Here is a 17,927-nt window from a genome sequence, read left to right as displayed (position 1 = left end):
TATCAGGATGGCAGTTATTCAAGCACCCCAACGAGGAATTGGGTGCTTTCCCATTGAGATACAAACGTTTTTCACTTCGGCAAACACGTCGAAACTGTATTCCCCGCCTTCACGCCCCACACCGGAAGCTTTTATGCCGCCAAATGGTTGACGCAGATCTCGAACGTTCTGGGAATTGACAAACACCATGCCGGCCTCAATATTACGTGCCAGACGCAAAACCTTGCTGACATCCTGTGTCCAGATATAAGAGGCCAGGCCATATTCCACATCATTAGCCATGCGCAGCCCGTCTTCTTCGCTCTTAAACGGCAGCAGACAAGCGACAGGGCCGAAAATCTCTTCCTGTGCCACCCGCATACGGTTATCCACATCCGCCAATACGGTAGGGCGCAAGAAGTGGCCATTTTTTAGAGGGGCAGGTAAATCGGCAGGTTTATCGGGACCTCCGGCCAGCAGTGTGGCACCTTCTTCGATCCCCAACCGAATATAATTGGAGACTTTTTCCCAGTGTGGCTGGCTTATCAGGCTGCCAACCTGGGTTTGCGGATCCTGGGGATCACCGACACGTAGCTGATTAGCGCGTTCAGCAAAGCGTTTGACGAATTCGGGGTAGATACTTTCCTGGATAAAAATGCGGGAACCCGCCGTACAGCGTTCACCATTGAGAGAGAAAATGGTGAACAGGGCGGCATCCAGTGCGCGTTCAATATCTGCATCCTCAAAAATGAGGACAGGGGATTTTCCGCCTAATTCCATAGAGTATTTTTTCAGTCCGGCATTTTGCATGATCAGGCGACCCGTTGCGGTCCCGCCGGTGAAAGAGACCGCGCGCACATCATGATTTTTTACCAGCGCATCGCCTGCGGTGTTACCGTAGCCCTGTACCACATTTAACACCCCGGCCGGAATGCCGGCTTCCAACGCCAGTTCGCCCAGACGGTTGGCTGTCAACGGGGAAAGTTCGGACATCTTCAAAACCGCCGTATTTCCCAGCGCCAGACAGGGTGCGACTTTCCACGTCGCCGTCATAAAAGGCACGTTCCACGGGGAAATCAGTGCGCAAACGCCAACAGGCTGGATTAATGTATAGTTGAGCATGGTGTCATCGACGGGATAAGTGCGCCCGTTCATCTGCTGACAAATTTCAGCGAAAAAACTGAAATTCTGCGAAGCCCGTGGGATCAAGACATTTTGTGTCTGATGGATGGGAAGACCCGTATCCTTGGTTTCCAGCGCAGAAATAGCGGGAACATTTTGGTCGATTAATTCACCCAAACGGCGCATCAAACGAGCGCGTTCTTTCATTGGGGTATTTGCCCACTTGGGGAACGCTTCTTTGGCCGCCGCAACGGCTTGGGTAATCTCTTCCTGCCCGCCGGATGCAACCTCAGCCAGCACCTCACCTGTTGCAGGATTAGTCGTTGTGAAATAGGTTTTGCTGCCGATATTCTTGCCATTGATCCAATGGTTAATCATGGTCATGACAAACGCTCCTCATATTCTTGCGGGCTGACAATGCGATTAACTAAGCGTCCAACACCTTCGACTTCCACGATAACTTCATCCCCGGGAACAACGTTGGACAACCCTTTGGGGGTTCCGGTGGCGATCATGTCGCCGGGTTGCAATGTCATAAAATCACTGAGATAGGTGATTAAGAAAGGAATGTCGAAGATCAAATCGGCGGTTGTGCCTTGTTGACGGAGTTCACCGTTTACCCATGTTTTCAAGGTCAGATTATGCGGATCAGCGATCTGCTGTTTATCTATGATCCACGGACCGATTGGGGTGAGCGTATCGCGGCTTTTTACCCGCAGGTTTGGCCGATAGTAATTTTCCAGATAATCACGAATGGCGTAATCGTTACAAACGGTATAACCCGCAACGTAGTTCATGGACTCTTCTCTGGAAACTTTGTGAGCAGGTTTACCCATCACGACAACCAATTCTGCTTCATAATGCATATATGCCACATTATCAGGACGGACAGAAACCTGCCGGTGTCCGGTTAAGCTATTGGCTGCTTTGATAAATACCAGTGGCTCTTCTGGTGGCTTAAATTCCAGCTCTGTTGCGTGATCGGCATAATTTAGCCCCAATGCGAACAGTGTGCCGCTGGCGGGGGGAAGCCATATAACCGCTTCACCGCTGACCGTATTTCCATCTGGCAAGAAGACATTTTCCTGTGCGTCAACGGTAACAGTGAGATCCTGACCCTGATAATGAATTTTGGCGTATCTCATACCTGACCTCCTGACAATACAACCGTATTTTCTAAGTCAGGGAAGCCTTTGGCCTTGACCGTGACCTTATCGGCAGGATGAAGAGTAACGCGCTGATGAGGCGTTCCCAATAGAATTGCATCGCTTTCGTTTAAGGTGGCGAATTCGCTTAATGCTGCCAATAATTCAGCGGCTGAACGGACGAGATCTTGAGTAGACCAACGATCAACTTCCTGGCCGTTGATTTCAGTCACAATATCGAGTGATGCTACCGAGTTGATCCTGGTCATTTGGCCTATCGGACAAAAACCGTCCCGACATTTTGCTTTAATGGCAGGGCGGTAGAATGACGTTTCAGGCAGGCTAACTTCGTTTGCCAATGCGTAACCAGCAATATACTGTTCGGCATCCTGAACAGAAACTTTGCGGGCTGTTTTTCCAATCAACAGCGCTAGAGTTGCGCCGCTTTGTACCGTTTCCCCGACAGGATGCGGAATAATATCCCCTGAATTAATCACGGTATTGCGGGGTTTGATAAACCAAATAGGCGTTTTGGGGGGTGTTTTATAAGGTTCTTGGTTAAATGCCTCATGCCAGAAACGGATCTGGCTACTATGATTGAGGGCAACGGCAAAAACAGTGCCTTTCATGGACAGCTCCTTGAAACCTGAATGACGTGTTGCAAAATCACTTGTTAATATATTAATAAGACATGTGTTGGCAATCTTCAATATGTTAAGGGGATTGTTAGTTTTAATTGTGATCTATGTAACAACACTTTATTGTTGATCATTTTTACTACATAAAGATCAGCCTGTTATATTTTTAATCAAGGTCATTTGGGATTGGATTTAACTTTTAATTAACTTTTTGCGGATGGGATGATTTTATTTATTTGTTAATGTTGAAATCTTTCCCCTTTGTGGATGATTTTGAGCGTGTTAGGCTTTTTGGTGTTCATGTTGTCTGTAATACATAGCATGGGCGTTAAACTTATAAAGAATGACTGGCGATTAACTAAAGAGTCACTTTTACTTATGCATGAATCCTTGACAATTGCATTGCTTCAAGCGAGAGAAACCGCTATGGGTTTTTTTCGGCCTATTTTGAAGAGCTATAATTTAACTGAACAACAATGGCGTATTATTCGTGTACTTGCGAGTAGCCGTTCTATTGATTTTCATGACTTAGCTTGTCTTACTTGTATCTTGCGTCCAAGCCTGACAGGTATTTTGACACGTATGGAGCGTGATGGACTTATCTTCCGCATGAAGCCTATGAATGATCAGCGTAAGCTGTATGTTTCTTTGACTCCGGCAGGCCAGGAACTCTATGAGCAGGCAAAAGGGCAGATCGCTGAGGGATATAAGGCGATTGAGAACGCTTTTTCTCCAGAAAAATTGGCCCAACTTTTAGGGCTATTGGATGAATTTATTACTATCGGGAACCTCTCTCAAGCAGATTTGGATGAAGAATGCAAACTGTAGGTTGAAGGTTTATTAATAAGTTAACAAAGCAAGAAATCAAGCGCAGTGCCAAGTACAGTATAAAGGCCGCCGTAATGAATTGCATAAGCGCATTGATGCAGTATATTGCGGCGGCTTTTCTGTATCAGTCGAATGGCAGTGTCATCATTTAGCTGGAAGAATTGTCTCCTGTTATACCCACTATGCCGACAAAACAATTTTCAGTGCTTTCTCTTGAGCTGCATTACCAACTATTTCATAAGCGGTCTCTATTTCACTCAATGGATAATGGTGAGTGACCAGCTTTTCAGGTGCAATTTTGCCGGATTGAACACTTTTCAGCAGCATGGGAGTACTGCTTGTGTTTACCAGTCCAGTCGTAATGGTAATGTTTTTTATCCAGAGGCTTTCCAGATGCAGGTCAACAGATTTGCCGTGGACACCAACATTAGCAATGAATCCACCCGCTGCAATGATGTCCTGACATATTTTGAAAGTTGCGGGAATACCCACACACTCAATGGCGACGTCTACACCAATACCGTCAGTCAGTTTATTGATAGCTTCTACGACGTTTTGTTTTGCCGGGTTGATAACCGTGTTAGCCCCAAGCTGCCGGGCAACACTGAGGCGGTTATCATCAGTATCGATCATGATGATATGTGCCGGAGAGTAAAATTGTGAGGCCAGTAATGCTGATAGCCCGACGGGACCCGCACCAATTAGGGCGATGGTCTGGCCCGGCTGGACCTTGCCATTGATAACACCCATTTCAAGACCTGTTGGCAGGATGTCACTGAGCATTAATGCCGCGTTTTCATCGACACCGTCTGGCAGACGATGCAGGCTATTATCAGCATGAGGAATACGCACTTTTTCTGCCTGAGTACCATCAATTTTATGCCCCAGGATCCAGCCACCCTCTTTACAGTGCGCATAAAGCTGGCGTTTACAATAGTTGCAACTCCCGCAGACGGTGATACAGGAAATAATGACCTTATCACCGACTTTGATATTGCGAACCGATTCCCCAATTGATTCAACGATCCCAATACCTTCATGACCCAATGTTCGGCCTTGCTCGACAGTAGGAACATCTCCCTTGAGGATATGCAGATCTGTACCACAGATGGTGGTTTTGACAATACGGACGATAGCATCTGTTGGTTCAATGAGTTGGGGTGGTGCTTTTTCTTCCCAGCGTTTTTTTCCGGCTCCATGATAAACAAGTGCTTTCATATAACCCCCTTCACAGGTAATGGTTGTGATTTTATGGTGTTAAGAATGACAGTAACCCAGAGCACACGATTGACGTTATCTGTTGCCTAAAGTTTAGCAGATGTAAACATTTTCGATTTTCAGAGTACTCTCTGAGTCAGTCGTGAAATAAAATATGGCGAATATGTGCAGGAAAACGTTCGTATTTGAAACATGATTAACGTTTTTTCAGATAGTACAAAAAACAGCACAAAACAGTAGGGCTATGGTGAAAATTATCAAGTAAGGTTGGCTTTCTAAACAGTAAATTATCAATAAACCTAACTGACAAAGTGACGGTTCCTCATCCAGCTTTGATAACTGATATAAGGAAAGCCAACATGATGTTTAATGAAGCCAGCGGAACAAGCAAATTAAAAGGTAAACGTGTTGTTGTAACAGGCGGAGGACGCGATTTTGGGCAAGCAGTTTCTGTTTGGCTGGCGCGTGAAGGGGCATATGTTGATCTCTGTGCCCGTCAGTTAGCCAGTGCGGAAGCAACCTGTGAGATTATTCGCCGTGAAGGAGGTATCGCCAGAGGTTATCAATGCGATATGAGTCATGCCCACTCCGTTAGCGATTTTGCTATTCAGTTGCTACAAGACAATCAACCTATCGATATTTTGATCTTAAGTGCAGCTCAATGGCTGGAGGGGCGGTTAGGGGAAGGTGACAATGACGCCGATATTGTCAGTACGGTGAATTCAGGTATAACAGGTTCTATCTTGCTGACCAAAGCGCTATTGCCGAGCTTGCGTCAATCACAGGGTGCCGATATTGTTGCTATGGTATCGGTTTGTGGTATTCCCCAATTTACCGAATCTGTCGCTCATCCGGCATTCTTTGCCGCCAAACATGCTATGAGTGGCTTTAGCCAGAATTTAGCTCATCATTTAAGCAAAGAAAATATTCGCGTGACCGGGCTTTATCCGCCTGACTTTGAACTTAATGGTTTTGATGAAGTTCTGGATAACCAGAAAAAAATGGGGAGGCAATTGCTTAATGGCCGTTCAGTATGGGAAACCATCCGGTTTGTTATCACCCAACCCCGTCATTGTCACATTAAAGCTATTTATTTCCAGGGGCCGACTTTTCAGGATGTTGAATAAGTGGTGATCAATAAGCAGGCGTAATAATTTGGCGTGATTCATAGGCTTGGTTAGCATAACGATCACGCCGTTTTTTCACCTAACGGTTAGATTAACTCGCCTCTTTCAGAAAATCGTAGTTCTCTGTCCCCAGATATTCCAGCTCTCCATTTGGCAACCAGCGTACTTGCTCACCAGTGCGATAAAGCCATTTATCCTTGGTATATTGAACAAATGGATTGGTAATCAGCTGTTTTTCTGCCAATGCTGATTGCTCCAAATATTTATTATTCAATTCTGGCCCGGAGAGATAAAGTTCGCCCTTTAACCCCATTGGCACCATCTGTAATCGTTCATTCAACACATAGACTTGGATGCCTGATATTTCAGCAGATTGTGATTGTCCGATTGCCTGTTGATAATGTTTCCGTATCACATCGTTCACCCGGGGATTGTGTCGTTCTGACCTTGTGTCGCCTGGTTGTTGTGGACTACCGTATTCCAGTAATGTCTGCGCCTGATCAGGTGTTAGCAAAGAAAACTGTGATATTGGCGTTTCGGGATGAGACAGGGCATTAACCAACAATTGCTGGAATTGTTCACCTAACGCTTTGATTTGTTTAGCATGGAAAAGGTTAGGATGGTAGCGGATACGAAAAGCCCAATGCCCCTCTTCCAGATGATATTCCAGTATCCATTCTGTAACGGCTAAATCGTTATTGAAACGACTACCGTAATGGACCTCACATCCGTCTAATTCCAGATTGAGATCCTTAAAACTGGCCTGATTGATACCGACATTGAGATTATTGATAAGATTGGTGGGCACAGCTTGGAATATAGGCAAACTTGACAAACGCAGATCAGGCTGCACCTTCAATGATGCACTATAATTTAACGTGGCCTGATAGAGAGAATTAAAACTATCCGTCTCATTAAAACGCAGAGGGAAAACAACGGCATTGATTTGTGCACCAAGCGAAACAGACTCCCCGCCGGCGACTGCAACGGGATAGATAAGGTGAGCGTCACCCGTTCCGGTATACTGGGCCACTAATGTTGCCCATAACGTTTTAAATACGAGGAACGGTTTACAAGGGGATAAAGATTTTGAGAGGTTCTCCCAATCTTCCAATGACAAATTGAAACGAAATTCATTAGGTAATTCAGGTTCACCTATCGCTTGTTGAGGCAAATAGGGTAATGGGTTACGGGTAGTCATGCCTGACAGGCACTTTTTCCAGTATTGTTCGGGGTTATATTTGCCCAACAACTGTAAAAGTTGATGATCTTGTACAAATTTTTCTGACGCTTGTTGCAGCGTCATAGGGGAATGGCGCAGAGGACGTTGGTTGTACAGATCAGCGATATTATGAAAAAACTCTTCTATCCCCTGCCCGTCACCGATGATATGGTGCAGTACAATGAATAAGTGAAATTGCTGTTTTGCCTCTTTGAGTAAACCAAAACGAACGACTGGCCCTTTTCTGAGGTCAAATGGCCGCAGAGCAAACTGATTCAATTGTTCTTCGTTATTAGAAAGGTAGGTAAACTCAATATTATCTGAGCCTAATACCCAATATAATTCATCATTTTTTTCTTCAATCCGATATTTGAATAAAGGATAAATATTAATAAATTCTTGCAGAGCCAATTTTAATCTACTTTCATCTAGATTTCCTTTAATGCTCTGTTCTATAACGATATTGTATTTAGGTGATTGAGGTTCAAGAACCCATGATTGCCAAAAAAAATGAATAAATGGAGAGGCTAGAATCTTATCCATGTGAGTACTCCGCTATGATTCTAAATTATATTCAATACAGCTTGATATATTCGATAAACTTCAAGTTGCAATCTGCAAAACGACGCGAGGCCTTATATTTCCCCGCTGCGCGGGAAAATATAACACGCATTTTGAAGTTGGATTGGTATATCTGCTTATTGAGCATACTCAGCCTGTATTTTTGTTAGATGAAAAAACAGCTAGTTAAATCCATTCCAATAATGAAGCTAATCACTATTGCAGGAAGTCATTTATTGACATTAAATGTCATTGTTTCGTGACATTCTAATAATTTGATTATTTTGTCTGGCAAAGGAGGGGGTTTTTTGTCAGTGCATTGATTTGTAATAAACTTATCCATTGATGCAGTTGTGCCATTATTAGCTATTTGTTTGGAAAGGATACCTATAGATTGAAAACAATTAAAGATTATTTTAAGTAAATCAATATCCATAAAATATTAAGAACTAGAATTTTAGGCACGGCTATTTAATAGCGATGCTGATCATGATAGGCGTGATCAATATGCCTTATTTACCCGCATGGTGAAACGGCTCGTCAGTTCAATGAAGACGTTCAATCTGGTATGGTCGGTGTGAATATCCCCATCCCAGTACTGATGGCATTTCATAGCTTCGGTGGCTGGAAGTGTTCCATTTTTGGGCCACTGAATATACATGGTCATGACGGGGGGCGCGTCTATACCCGCATGAAAACCGTCACTAGCCGTTGGCCCGCCAGTGTGCGTTTAGAACATCACGATAGCCATTTTGTGATGCCGACGATGGAGTCGCTATGTCATGAAAAACAGAGCAATAAAGACGAAGAAAATGACGATGGCTCAAGCCTTAGTCAAATTTCTTAACCAGCAATATATCAATGTTGATGGGGAGGAAGCCCCCTTTATTCGAGGTGTGTTCACAATATTTGGTCACGGTAATGTGGTGGGATTAGGGCAGGCATTGGAGCAGGAGCCTGGGCATCTTCGTGTTTATCAGGGCTGTAATGAACAGGGGATGGCACATATTGCAACGGGCTTTGCCAAACAGAAAAAACGTCGGCAGATGTTTGCCGTCACCTCTTCTGTTGGGCCTGGTGCGGCCAATATGGTGACGGCTGCCGCAACGGCAACTGCGAATCGTATCCCATTACTGTTGTTGCCGGGAGATACCTTTGCTTGCCGCCAGCCAGATCCCGTTTTACAACAGATTGAACAATATGGTGATGGCACCATGAGTACCAATGATTGCTTCCGTCCAGTATCCCGCTATTGGGATCGCATTTCGCGCCCGGAGCAGTTGATGACAGCCCTGCTCCACGCCATGCGGGTATTGACGGACCCGGCAGATACGGGGGCTGTCACGATCTGTCTTCCGCAAGATGTTCAGGGCGAAATATGGGATTATCCAGATTACTTCTTCCAGAAACGGGTTCACCAAATTGAACGTCGTCCAGCTTCTCAGGTGCGCATTCAAGAGGCAATGGCACTGATTCAGCGCAAGAGAAAGCCGCTGTTGATTTGTGGTGGTGGCGTACGTTATTCCGACGCGCATGAAGCTTTCCGCCATTTTGCTGAAACCTTCCATCTCCCATTTGCTGAAACGCAGGCGGGAAAAAGTGCGATTGTGGCTGCCCATCCACTGAATTGTGGCGGCATTGGCACGACAGGTTGTTTGGCGGCGAATCAGCTGGCTAAAGAAGCCGATTTGATTATCGGTGTTGGCACCCGTTTTACCGATTTTACGACGGCCTCAAAGTCGCTGTTCCAACACCCAGAAGTGGAATTTCTTACCATCAATGTTGCAGAATTTGACGCCGGCAAACTGGATGCCGTAGGTGTTCTGGCGGATGCCAGAGAAGGACTCAATGCCATTGCACAGGCTCTGTCAACAACAGCATGGCGTTCGGCGTGGCAGCAAGAAATTGTTCAGGCGAAAGCAGCCTGGCAGCAGGAATTAGAACGATTGTTTTCCATTCAATATCAGGCTGGATTCAAGCCAGAGATTGCGGGGCATTTGGATGAAAAATTGGAAGAGTACAGTGCAACATTGCAAACCAATCTGACCCAAACCCGTGTACTTGGCTTGATGGATCAGTATCTGGAACCCAATGCCATCATTGTGGGGGCTGCGGGTTCTCTGCCGGGCGATTTACAGCGCGTTTGGCAACCGAAAGTGCCTGATACTTATCACCTTGAATATGGCTATTCCTGTATGGGATATGAAATTGCTGCATCATTGGGGGCAAAACTCGCGTGTCCTGAACAGCCGGTTTACGCAATGGTTGGTGATGGTTCCTATTTGATGCTGCACAGTGAATTACAAACGGCTATTCAGGAAGGTATTAAGATCACTGTGCTGCTGTTTGATAATGCGGGATTTGGTTGCATCAATAACTTACAGATGAGTCAAGGCATGGGGAGTTTTGCCACGGAAAATCGTTATCGCAATCCGCGAAATGGCCGGTTGGATGGGGGGTTGATACCGGTGGATTTTGCCAGGAATGCGGAAAGCTACGGCTGCAAAAGTTATCGAGTGTATGATGAACAACAATTAATTGCTGCGTTGCAGGATGCGCAGAAGCAGCCCTGTGCGACATTAATCGACATTAAAGTACTGCCTAAAACCATGACGCATGATTATGAATCATGGTGGCGAATAGGAACTGCACAGGTTGCTGATAATCCAGACATTGCCGCATCAGCGGAAAAAATCAGGGACTATGTGGAGAAAAAAGTGCGTCAGTATTAGTTGCGATACGGGATTTATTGATCAGAGTTATTTGAGGGCTGGGCGAAAAAACCACAACGTACACATATGTACAAAGGAGCATTCATGTTCAATATTGCATTATTTGGCGCTGGACGAATTGGGCAGGTTCACGCGCTTAACATCGCTGACCATAAAGAAACTTGCCTCTATTCTGTGATAGATCCACATCTGACAAGTGCTAAGGCATTGGCACACCACTATCAGGCTAAAATACAGATCACTGAAGAAGTGATGTCAGATCCTGCTGTTCATGGCGTCCTGATTGCATCAGCAACGGATACCCATGCCGATCTGATAGAACTGGCTGCCCGACACAATAAAATGATTTTCTGCGAAAAACCGGTTCATCTTGATCTGGCACGGGTTCGTCAATGCCTGGCGACGGTAAAAGCGTGTCAGGTTCCTCTGATTGTCGGGTTTAATCGCCGCTACGATCCGCAGTTTCGTCGGCTGAAAAACCTGTTTGATGCCGGAACCGTTGGCAAGGCAGAATCGCTGCTTATTATCTCCCGTGATCCTTCTCCTCCACCCGCTGAATATGTGCGGGTATCGGGTGGTATGTTCAGGGACATGACCATTCATGACTTAGATATGGCTCGTTTTATCATTGGTGAAGAACCATGTGCTATTTATGCTCAGGGGAGCAATCTTGTCGATCCTGCTATAGGTACGGCGGGCGATATTGATACCGCGTTTATTGTGATGAAATTTCCATCGGGGGCAATGGCGACCATCACTAACAGCCGTCGTTCTGGATATGGTTATGATCAACGATTGGAACTGCATGGTGAGCAGGGGCTTCTGACCGCCGGAAATATCAAGGAAAACAGTGTGGCGTTCTGGGGGGAAAACGGTTGTACCACCGCCAAGCCTGTGCATTTCTTCTTGCAGCGTTATCGTGAAGCCTATATTGCGGAATGGGATCATTTTGTTGATGTCATGGCTGGCAGGGCAATACCTGAGACGAGCGGTATCGATGGAGAGCGGGCTTTATACCTCGCAGACAAGGCGCTCGAATCTCTGCAATCCGGTAAAGAAATCAGGCTATAACGATAAATTACAACAACAAACACTGTTGGAACATTTATTTCATAAAAGTCATCCTGTCTGTTCCAGCAATCATAACTGTGGCCGACCGTTTTGTACCCAATAGATTTCAGGGAAGTGTATACAGAACAGGTGGATATTACCCCCTGAGCGATGGTTAAACCGGCAGGTTGCCTTATTACACTGATTGTTGTTTTCAGGTGTGTTTTCCTTGCCGAGAACATGGCAGCTTATGGGATGGCGCTCTACTATGTATTAGCAAAATAGCGTATCCGGTAAGAGGTGAATCAATGGAACAGCATAGAAAGTTGGATGTGATTTGCATGGGACGTATTGCGGTTGATCTGTACGGTCAACAAATGGGTTCCCGTCTGGAAGACATGGCAAGCTTTGCAAAATACTTAGGGGGTTCTTCCGGGAATGTTGCCTATGGAACCGCGCGTCAGGGATTAAAATCTTCAATGCTGGCAAGGGTGGGTGATGAACACATGGGGCGCTTTTTACGTGAAGAATTGGAGCGGGTGGGTTGTGATACCCGCCATTTGATCACCGATAAAGAGCGGCTGACGGCTTTGGTTTTACTCGGCATTAAAGATAACGACACGTTTCCGCTGATCTTTTACCGTGATAATTGTGCTGATATGGCGATCACCCGAGATGATTTCAGTGAAGACTATATTGCATCTGCCCGTTGTCTGGCGATCACCGGAACTCACCTTTCTCATCCACAAACGCGTGATGCTGTTTTGACTGCACTGACTTACGCCCGCCGCAATGGTGTCAAGACGGTTATGGATATCGATTATCGTCCGGTATTGTGGGGACTGACTTCATTGGGCGACGGTGAAACTCGCTATATCGCCTCAAAGCAAGTGACAGCACAATTGCAGGAAGTGCTCTCCTTATTTGACTTAATTGTGGGAACCGAAGAAGAATTTCATATTGCTGGTGGCTCTACGGATACTGTCGAAGCTTTGTGTCGAATACGGACACTGACGGCTGCAACATTGGTTTGTAAGCGGGGAGCATTAGGGTGTTCGGTCTTCACTGCCAATATTCCTGATACCTTAGATAAGGGGGTCACTGTCCGGGGCGTCAAGGTAGAGGTTTTGAACGTTTTGGGGGCTGGGGATGCCTTTATGTCCGGTTTATTGCGTGGCTATCTTAATAACGAAAGTTGGGAACAGGCTTGCACTTATGCCAATGCTTGTGGCGCTTTGGTTGTTTCCCGTCATGGGTGTGCGCCCGCCATGCCAGATAAAACGGAGTTGGATAACTATTTAATGCGAGCAACTTTAATGCGAGCAACTTTAATGCGAGCAACGGAAGTACGATGTCCAGATCTAGATCCACATCTCAGCCACCTGCATCGGGTTAGTCATCGTCATAAACAATGGGATGAATTATGTATCATGGCATTTGACCATCGTATCCAGTTTGTTGAAATGGCACGCCAGGTGAATGCCAGTCTCGATCGCATTCCGCAACTGAAAAAACAACTGTTCCGTGCCAGCCAGGAAGTCAGCACAGAAGCCCACTTGGCAGGAAAAGCAGGGATATTATGTGACAGCAGTTTCGGTCAAGATGTACTGAATGCTGCAACCGGGAAAGGGTTATGGATTGGTCGTCCGATTGAACTGCCCGGCTCCCGACCACTTTGCCTCGAACACGGTAATATTGGTTCCCAGCTGGTTAGCTGGCCGCAGGAACATATTGTGAAATGTTTAGTGTTCTTTCATCCAGAAGATAGTCACCCATTGCGTCTGGAACAGGAAAAAACGATACAAGAAGTTTATACCGCCTGTTGTCAGTCTGGTCATGAATGGTTGCTGGAAGTTATCTTGCCAGTCGATATGCCCCATTCTGATGGGCTTTATCTGCGAGCACTCCAGCGTTTTTACAATCTTGGTATTAAACCGGACTGGTGGAAATTACCACCGATGCAATCTGCAACCTGGGACCAAATCGCTGCATTAGTTGAACAGCATGATCCTTATTGCCGTGGGGTTGTGATCCTTGGCCTTGATGCACCGGAAACAATCTTAAAGGCCAGTTTCAATGCAGCGGCGGGTAAATCTATCGTCAAAGGTTTTGCCGTTGGCAGAACGCTGTTCGGGCAGCCGTCACTGCAATGGCTGGCGGGAGAAATAGATGATGAAACGCTTATCCAGAAAATAAAAACTAACTATCACAACCTGATTAACAACTGGCGTCAGCGTGGATAGCCGAATAACAAAGCTAAAGAACATCCCTTTTTTCATCTTACAGGAGGAGCCTCATGGCTGTTCAACTTGGCATCAACCCCTTGACCTGGACCAATGATGACTTGCCGTCTCTGGGGGCAGAAACACCGTTGGAAACGTGCCTGACAGAAGGGCGACAGGCAGGATTTGCCGGTTTTGAGCTGGGCAATAAATTCCCTCGCCAGGCACAGATTTTAGGCCCCATTCTGGCCGCTCATGATTTAAAACTCGTGTCTGGCTGGTATTCCGGTGAACTACTAACACGCAGCGTTGAAGAAGAGATTGGCGCAGTTCAGCTGCATTTGACCCTGTTGCGGGAATTGGGGGCTACTGTGATGGTGTTTGCCGAAGTGAGCTATTGCGTTCATGGTAATCAGGATAAGCCAGTGCATCTCCGACCACTGTTTCCGGCAGAGCGTTGGCAGGAATATGGTGAAAAACTGACAGAATTTGCCCGTTATACTCAGTCACAAGGCGTACAGGTTGCGTATCATCATCACATGGGAACGGTGATTGAAAGTGCAGAAGACATCGATAGCCTGATGGAAAATACGGGTGAAGAAGTGGGATTGTTATTGGATACCGGGCATTTGACCTTTGCGGGGGATGATCCGTTAGCTGTGGCAAGACGTTGGTGCTCACGTATTAATCATGTGCATTGCAAAGACATTCGTCCAGACGTGTTAAAAGATGTCAAAAACCGGAAAACCAGTTTTCTTGATGCGGTATTAAGTGGTGTTTTTACCGTACCAGGAGATGGCTGCATCGATTATCCCGCTATTTTTGCGATCTTGAAAGCGAATAACTATCACGGTTGGCTGGTGGTTGAAGCAGAACAAGATCCCGCTGTTGCCCATCCACTGACTTATGCCACGCTGGGATATCGCAATTTGCATAAATTTGCCAAAGAAGCGGGATTGATTTAAATGCGGAGATTGGGGGAGGTTAAATGTCTAAACTACTGTCAAAATACCACGCACCAAATCAGAGTAAACAGACGCAACATATTACGCCGGAAACAGCAAATTGGGGATATGTTCATTTTGCTGTTTATGAACTGAATGTAGGGGAAACTATCACCTTACCCGCTTCGGAAAATGAAACGTGTTTGGTGCTGGTGGCAGGAAAAGCCACGGTAGTGACGCCTCAGCAACAGTTTGAAAAAATAGGGGAGCGCATGGAACCATTTGAGCGCAAAAAGCCTTATGCCGTCTATGTCGCACCTCATGAAACGATGGAAATCGTTGCCGAGACTCGACTTGAACTGGCGGTATGTCAGGCGAAAGGAAAAGGCAGTTATCCCACCCGCTTAATCGCCCCACAAGATATTGGGGCTGAACAGCGTGGCAATGGTCATAATCGACGCTATGTTCATAATATCCTGCCAGATGATCAACCGGCGGAGAGTCTACTGGTTGTTGAAGTCTATACCGATGAAGGATGCACCAGTTCTTACCCTAGCCACAAGCACGATACTGACAACGAGCCGCAAGAAACTTATCTGGAAGAAACATACTACCATCGCCTGAATCCACCACAGGGTTTTTGTGTCCAGCGAGTCTATACTGATGACGGCTCGTTGGATGAAACAATGGCGGTTTATAACAAGGATGTGGTGATGGTGCCCAAAGGGTATCATCCCGTGGCGACCATCGCGGGTTATGACAGTTATTACTTAAATGTTATGGCTGGCCCGACACGTAAGTGGTTATTTACCTGGGAAAAAGATCATCAATGGGTTAATGGCAAAGAATATGCGGAGAAACATGGTGACCGTTAGGTATTGCTCCCCATTTGGGGAGCAATATCATAGATGCATTATGCTAAACGCACTTACAAACTGATTTGAATAACCCATAGGCTAAACTTGCCAGCAATAGTGAATTAATTGCTGGAACACCCCATTCTGCCTCCAGACCAATCACGCTGCCGATAACACTGGCAATAATGGCAGCCCAGCCGATGGTTGGTGTTTCAGGCGGAAGTGCGCCTTGTTCTCGGCTCTTATCTAATATCTTGCGATGGGAACGCAGAATATAGTAATCAACCAACATGATCCCAATAATGGGCGGGAAAACAACGCCCAACACAGTCAGGAAATCCACAAATCGTTCCAGGATACCCAGAATAGAAAGTAGCGTTCCAAGTATGCCAATAACGACGGTCGTTGGAGGATAACGGAGTTTTTTGCCAGTAATACCCTCTGCGGCGCTGATAATGCCTAATGATGAAGAATACAGATTCAAGTCGTTGACCCTCAACGTGGAGAAAACGACAACCAAAAGACCTGCGCCGCCTGCCACCTGCGACATAATAGTAACAACATCTGACGTATTCAGGGCCTTTGCGATAAGGATCGCCAGGCCATTAATCACAAATTCTCCTGCAATAATGGTCAGCAAGGTGATCCCCAAAACATGCTTGCCTGATTTGGTGTAGCGAGTCAGATCAGGCGTCATCAAACTTGCAACAATTGCACCACCTACGACGATCGTGATACCTGCACTGATGGTTAAGGCATCACCAGAATGGGGTAATTTGATAATTTCATGTAGCTGTTGACCCGTATTACCTGACAGTACGGTAGTGGAGATATAAGCAACCAGCAAAATAAACAGAGGAACAGCGATCCTGGCGGTAAAACGTAATGCCTTAAAGCCAAAGGCGACCAGTGTTGTCAACAAAGTGCCGGAGAAAGCTGCTGACCAGCCAAACCCGAGTCTATCGCCGGAAGCAAAATTAAGGGAATGGGCGAAAATGGCGTTTTGGATACCAAACCAGCCTAATAAGCTGATTGCAACTACGAGGCCAATTAATACAGATCCTATGCGGCCAAAACCACACCACCGGGCCAACAGGCTGCCGGATAAGCCTTCGCGCATTCCCGCAAAACCGAGTCCAAACGTGACAATGCCAAAGATCAGGCTGCCGATGAAAATAGCAATAAAGGCATCGATCAAAGCCATAGAGTCACCGAGTACAGCGCCAAGCATAAATTGATCTAATGCTGTCAACATGCCCATATGCACAATAGCCACGCTTAACAGTGATACACGTTGTGTTTGTGGTACTCGCTTTAGTGGGCAGTGCTCAATTTTTAATACTCCCATCATTTTTGACTTCTTTAGAGAAATAGAACGCCTTTTTCAATTAGACGTTCCGGTATATAGCTATCTAATTGTAAGTGTCTGCAAAACTCCTCAAATTGCTGGAGTGAATGAACGTTCGCTTTTTGATAGATGTTGTAAACTCTATTTTCTATCGTTTTGTGGCTAACGTTGTATATTTGGGCAATTTCCTTATTTGAGCGTCTTTGCAGCATGAAGAAGATAATATCCAGCTCACCACGAGTAAACAGGTTTGTAGTTGCTTCTGTAGTGAGAGTGCTGGGTTTGTGGCGATTAATGTATTTTAAGGGAGAGAAGCTACTTAATGGTTTAGCATTCCAGACTATCCCGATACACTCTTTTTCATCGTTATATACGGGAAATTTTTCACTGATGAAAGGGGCCAAACTGTTTTTCCCGTACCAATAATGTGTTTCGATAATGGAAACTCTATCTTTTGCTTCCTCGGTTCTCCGGTCATGCTCTTTGAGATCTTGTGAAAATTGGTCGTCAGACCAATCAGTTGGAAATTCACAGTCTAACTTACCTTCAATATCAAAGTATTCTGGTGTGTTGGTGTAAAGATAAGCCGCTTTATTCATATAGATATGTCTGGAATCCAAATCCTTAATACCCCAAGGATCGCTGAGATGTTCCATCATGGCAATTAGCCCCTTGAAATAGGGTTCATTATTTTTATAGGATAAACTCATCTCTATCTCAAATAATTGTTAGTTTATTCATTGTCAATAAGGACGTTTGTATTTATATATTTCTACTTGTATTGATTCCATATTCATCAAGGTTAATTTTCCACGGTAATTGTTAAGTTGAAATTTAAAATATCGCTGCAAGTCATGTTTCATCTGTTTTTGTCTGCTTTGATGCTATTTATTATCTATTTTTGCTCATCTTTCCAAAAAGATAACTTACCCGA

At 45.5% G+C, this 17,927-nt stretch carries 14 protein-coding genes and 1 pseudogene; 8 read left to right on the top strand and 7 right to left on the bottom strand.

Features of this window, described 5'->3' with window-relative positions:
- Positions 1-18: 18 nt before the first annotated feature.
- The 3 genes from hpaE to AAY47_RS06780 are packed head-to-tail and all read right to left on the bottom strand — an operon-like array spanning position 19 to position 2,875.
- Positions 19-1,485, bottom strand: coding sequence for a 5-carboxymethyl-2-hydroxymuconate semialdehyde dehydrogenase (gene hpaE / locus AAY47_RS06790; protein ID WP_047768165.1), 1,467 nt, complete (start codon positions 1,483-1,485; stop codon positions 19-21).
- Positions 1,482-2,246 (bottom strand): fumarylacetoacetate hydrolase family protein, encoded by a 765-nt coding sequence (locus AAY47_RS06785; RefSeq protein ID WP_047768164.1) that lies wholly within the window; start codon positions 2,244-2,246, stop codon positions 1,482-1,484. The genes hpaE and AAY47_RS06785 overlap by 4 nt, the downstream gene beginning before the upstream one ends.
- A complete protein-coding gene (locus AAY47_RS06780; protein ID WP_047768162.1) occupies positions 2,243-2,875 on the bottom strand; it encodes a fumarylacetoacetate hydrolase family protein in 633 nt (210 codons plus the stop codon). The genes AAY47_RS06785 and AAY47_RS06780 overlap by 4 nt, the downstream gene beginning before the upstream one ends.
- A 387-nt stretch (positions 2,876-3,262) precedes the next feature.
- Between AAY47_RS06780 and hpaR the strand changes: the two genes are divergently transcribed.
- A complete protein-coding gene (hpaR, locus tag AAY47_RS06775) occupies positions 3,263-3,712 on the top strand; it encodes a homoprotocatechuate degradation operon regulator HpaR (RefSeq protein ID WP_047768160.1) in 450 nt (149 codons plus the stop codon).
- A gap of 180 nt (positions 3,713-3,892) precedes the next feature.
- Here hpaR and AAY47_RS06770 read toward each other — a convergent pair whose 3' ends face one another.
- Positions 3,893-4,930, bottom strand: coding sequence for a zinc-dependent alcohol dehydrogenase family protein (locus tag AAY47_RS06770; protein ID WP_047768158.1), 1,038 nt, complete (start codon positions 4,928-4,930; stop codon positions 3,893-3,895).
- Between the two features lie 359 nt (positions 4,931-5,289).
- Here AAY47_RS06770 and AAY47_RS06765 point away from each other — a divergent pair, with 359 nt between their 5' ends.
- Complete coding sequence (locus AAY47_RS06765) at positions 5,290-6,057, top strand: SDR family oxidoreductase (protein ID WP_235428304.1); 768 nt, start codon at positions 5,290-5,292, stop codon at positions 6,055-6,057.
- Between the two features lie 91 nt (positions 6,058-6,148).
- Here the strand turns inward: AAY47_RS06765 and AAY47_RS06760 are convergent, their stop codons facing one another.
- Complete coding sequence (locus AAY47_RS06760) at positions 6,149-7,822, bottom strand: condensation domain-containing protein (protein ID WP_047768157.1); 1,674 nt, start codon at positions 7,820-7,822, stop codon at positions 6,149-6,151.
- 527 nt (positions 7,823-8,349) lie between these two features.
- On the opposite strand from AAY47_RS06760, the pseudogene AAY47_RS22620 reads away from it, so the two are divergent.
- The 6 genes and pseudogenes from AAY47_RS22620 to iolB all read left to right on the top strand — a co-directional run.
- Positions 8,350-8,612 (top strand): annotated as a pseudogene (locus AAY47_RS22620) (aldehyde dehydrogenase family protein); the annotation flags it as partial.
- Between the two features lie 25 nt (positions 8,613-8,637).
- A complete protein-coding gene (gene iolD / locus AAY47_RS06755) occupies positions 8,638-10,572 on the top strand; it encodes a 3D-(3,5/4)-trihydroxycyclohexane-1,2-dione acylhydrolase (decyclizing) (protein WP_200897753.1) in 1,935 nt (644 codons plus the stop codon).
- A gap of 84 nt (positions 10,573-10,656) precedes the next feature.
- Entirely contained in the window at positions 10,657-11,643 is a 987-nt protein-coding gene (gene iolG, locus AAY47_RS06750; RefSeq protein ID WP_047768152.1) for an inositol 2-dehydrogenase, read from the top strand.
- 287 nt (positions 11,644-11,930) lie between these two features.
- Positions 11,931-13,865, top strand: coding sequence for a bifunctional 5-dehydro-2-deoxygluconokinase/5-dehydro-2-deoxyphosphogluconate aldolase (locus tag AAY47_RS06745; protein WP_047768150.1), 1,935 nt, complete (start codon positions 11,931-11,933; stop codon positions 13,863-13,865).
- 53 nt (positions 13,866-13,918) lie between these two features.
- Positions 13,919-14,809 (top strand): myo-inosose-2 dehydratase, encoded by an 891-nt coding sequence (iolE, locus tag AAY47_RS06740; RefSeq protein ID WP_047768148.1) that lies wholly within the window; start codon positions 13,919-13,921, stop codon positions 14,807-14,809.
- A gap of 23 nt (positions 14,810-14,832) precedes the next feature.
- Entirely contained in the window at positions 14,833-15,663 is an 831-nt protein-coding gene (iolB, locus tag AAY47_RS06735; RefSeq protein WP_047768146.1) for a 5-deoxy-glucuronate isomerase, read from the top strand.
- Positions 15,664-15,706: 43 nt separating this feature from the next.
- Here iolB and AAY47_RS06730 read toward each other — a convergent pair whose 3' ends face one another.
- Together AAY47_RS06730 and AAY47_RS06725 are read right to left on the bottom strand one after the other, a co-directional pair.
- A complete protein-coding gene (locus AAY47_RS06730) occupies positions 15,707-16,993 on the bottom strand; it encodes a cytosine permease (protein ID WP_047768217.1) in 1,287 nt (428 codons plus the stop codon).
- A gap of 14 nt (positions 16,994-17,007) precedes the next feature.
- Positions 17,008-17,703 carry a helix-turn-helix transcriptional regulator gene (locus AAY47_RS06725; protein ID WP_047768144.1) on the bottom strand — a complete coding sequence of 232 codons (696 nt, stop codon included), beginning with the start codon at positions 17,701-17,703 and terminating at the stop codon, positions 17,008-17,010.
- Between the last annotated feature and the right edge of the window lie 224 nt (positions 17,704-17,927).

This window comes from Xenorhabdus griffiniae (assembly GCF_001028135.1).
GTDB lineage: Bacteria > Pseudomonadota > Gammaproteobacteria > Enterobacterales > Enterobacteriaceae > Xenorhabdus > Xenorhabdus bakwenae.
This window is presented reverse-complemented; position numbering and strand designations above follow the sequence as displayed.

Excerpts from the sequence above, each read along its gene's own strand:
- AAY47_RS06725 (WP_047768144.1), bottom strand. The coding sequence starts at position 17,703 with ATGAGTTTATCCTATAAAAATAATGAACCCTATTTCAAGGGGCTAATT.
- AAY47_RS06730 (WP_047768217.1), bottom strand. The coding sequence starts at position 16,993 with ATGGGAGTATTAAAAATTGAGCACTGCCCACTAAAGCGAGTACCACAA.
- iolG (WP_047768152.1), top strand. The coding sequence starts at position 10,657 with ATGTTCAATATTGCATTATTTGGCGCTGGACGAATTGGGCAGGTTCAC.
- hpaR (WP_047768160.1), top strand. The coding sequence starts at position 3,263 with ATGCATGAATCCTTGACAATTGCATTGCTTCAAGCGAGAGAAACCGCT.
- iolB (WP_047768146.1), top strand. The coding sequence starts at position 14,833 with ATGTCTAAACTACTGTCAAAATACCACGCACCAAATCAGAGTAAACAG.
- AAY47_RS06745 (WP_047768150.1), top strand. The coding sequence starts at position 11,931 with ATGGAACAGCATAGAAAGTTGGATGTGATTTGCATGGGACGTATTGCG.
- AAY47_RS06760 (WP_047768157.1), bottom strand. The coding sequence starts at position 7,822 with ATGGATAAGATTCTAGCCTCTCCATTTATTCATTTTTTTTGGCAATCA.
- AAY47_RS06785 (WP_047768164.1), bottom strand. The coding sequence starts at position 2,246 with ATGAGATACGCCAAAATTCATTATCAGGGTCAGGATCTCACTGTTACC.
- iolE (WP_047768148.1), top strand. The coding sequence starts at position 13,919 with ATGGCTGTTCAACTTGGCATCAACCCCTTGACCTGGACCAATGATGAC.
- hpaE (WP_047768165.1), bottom strand. The coding sequence starts at position 1,485 with ATGACCATGATTAACCATTGGATCAATGGCAAGAATATCGGCAGCAAA.
- AAY47_RS06780 (WP_047768162.1), bottom strand. The coding sequence starts at position 2,875 with ATGAAAGGCACTGTTTTTGCCGTTGCCCTCAATCATAGTAGCCAGATC.
- AAY47_RS06765 (WP_235428304.1), top strand. The coding sequence starts at position 5,290 with ATGATGTTTAATGAAGCCAGCGGAACAAGCAAATTAAAAGGTAAACGT.
- AAY47_RS06770 (WP_047768158.1), bottom strand. The coding sequence starts at position 4,930 with ATGAAAGCACTTGTTTATCATGGAGCCGGAAAAAAACGCTGGGAAGAA.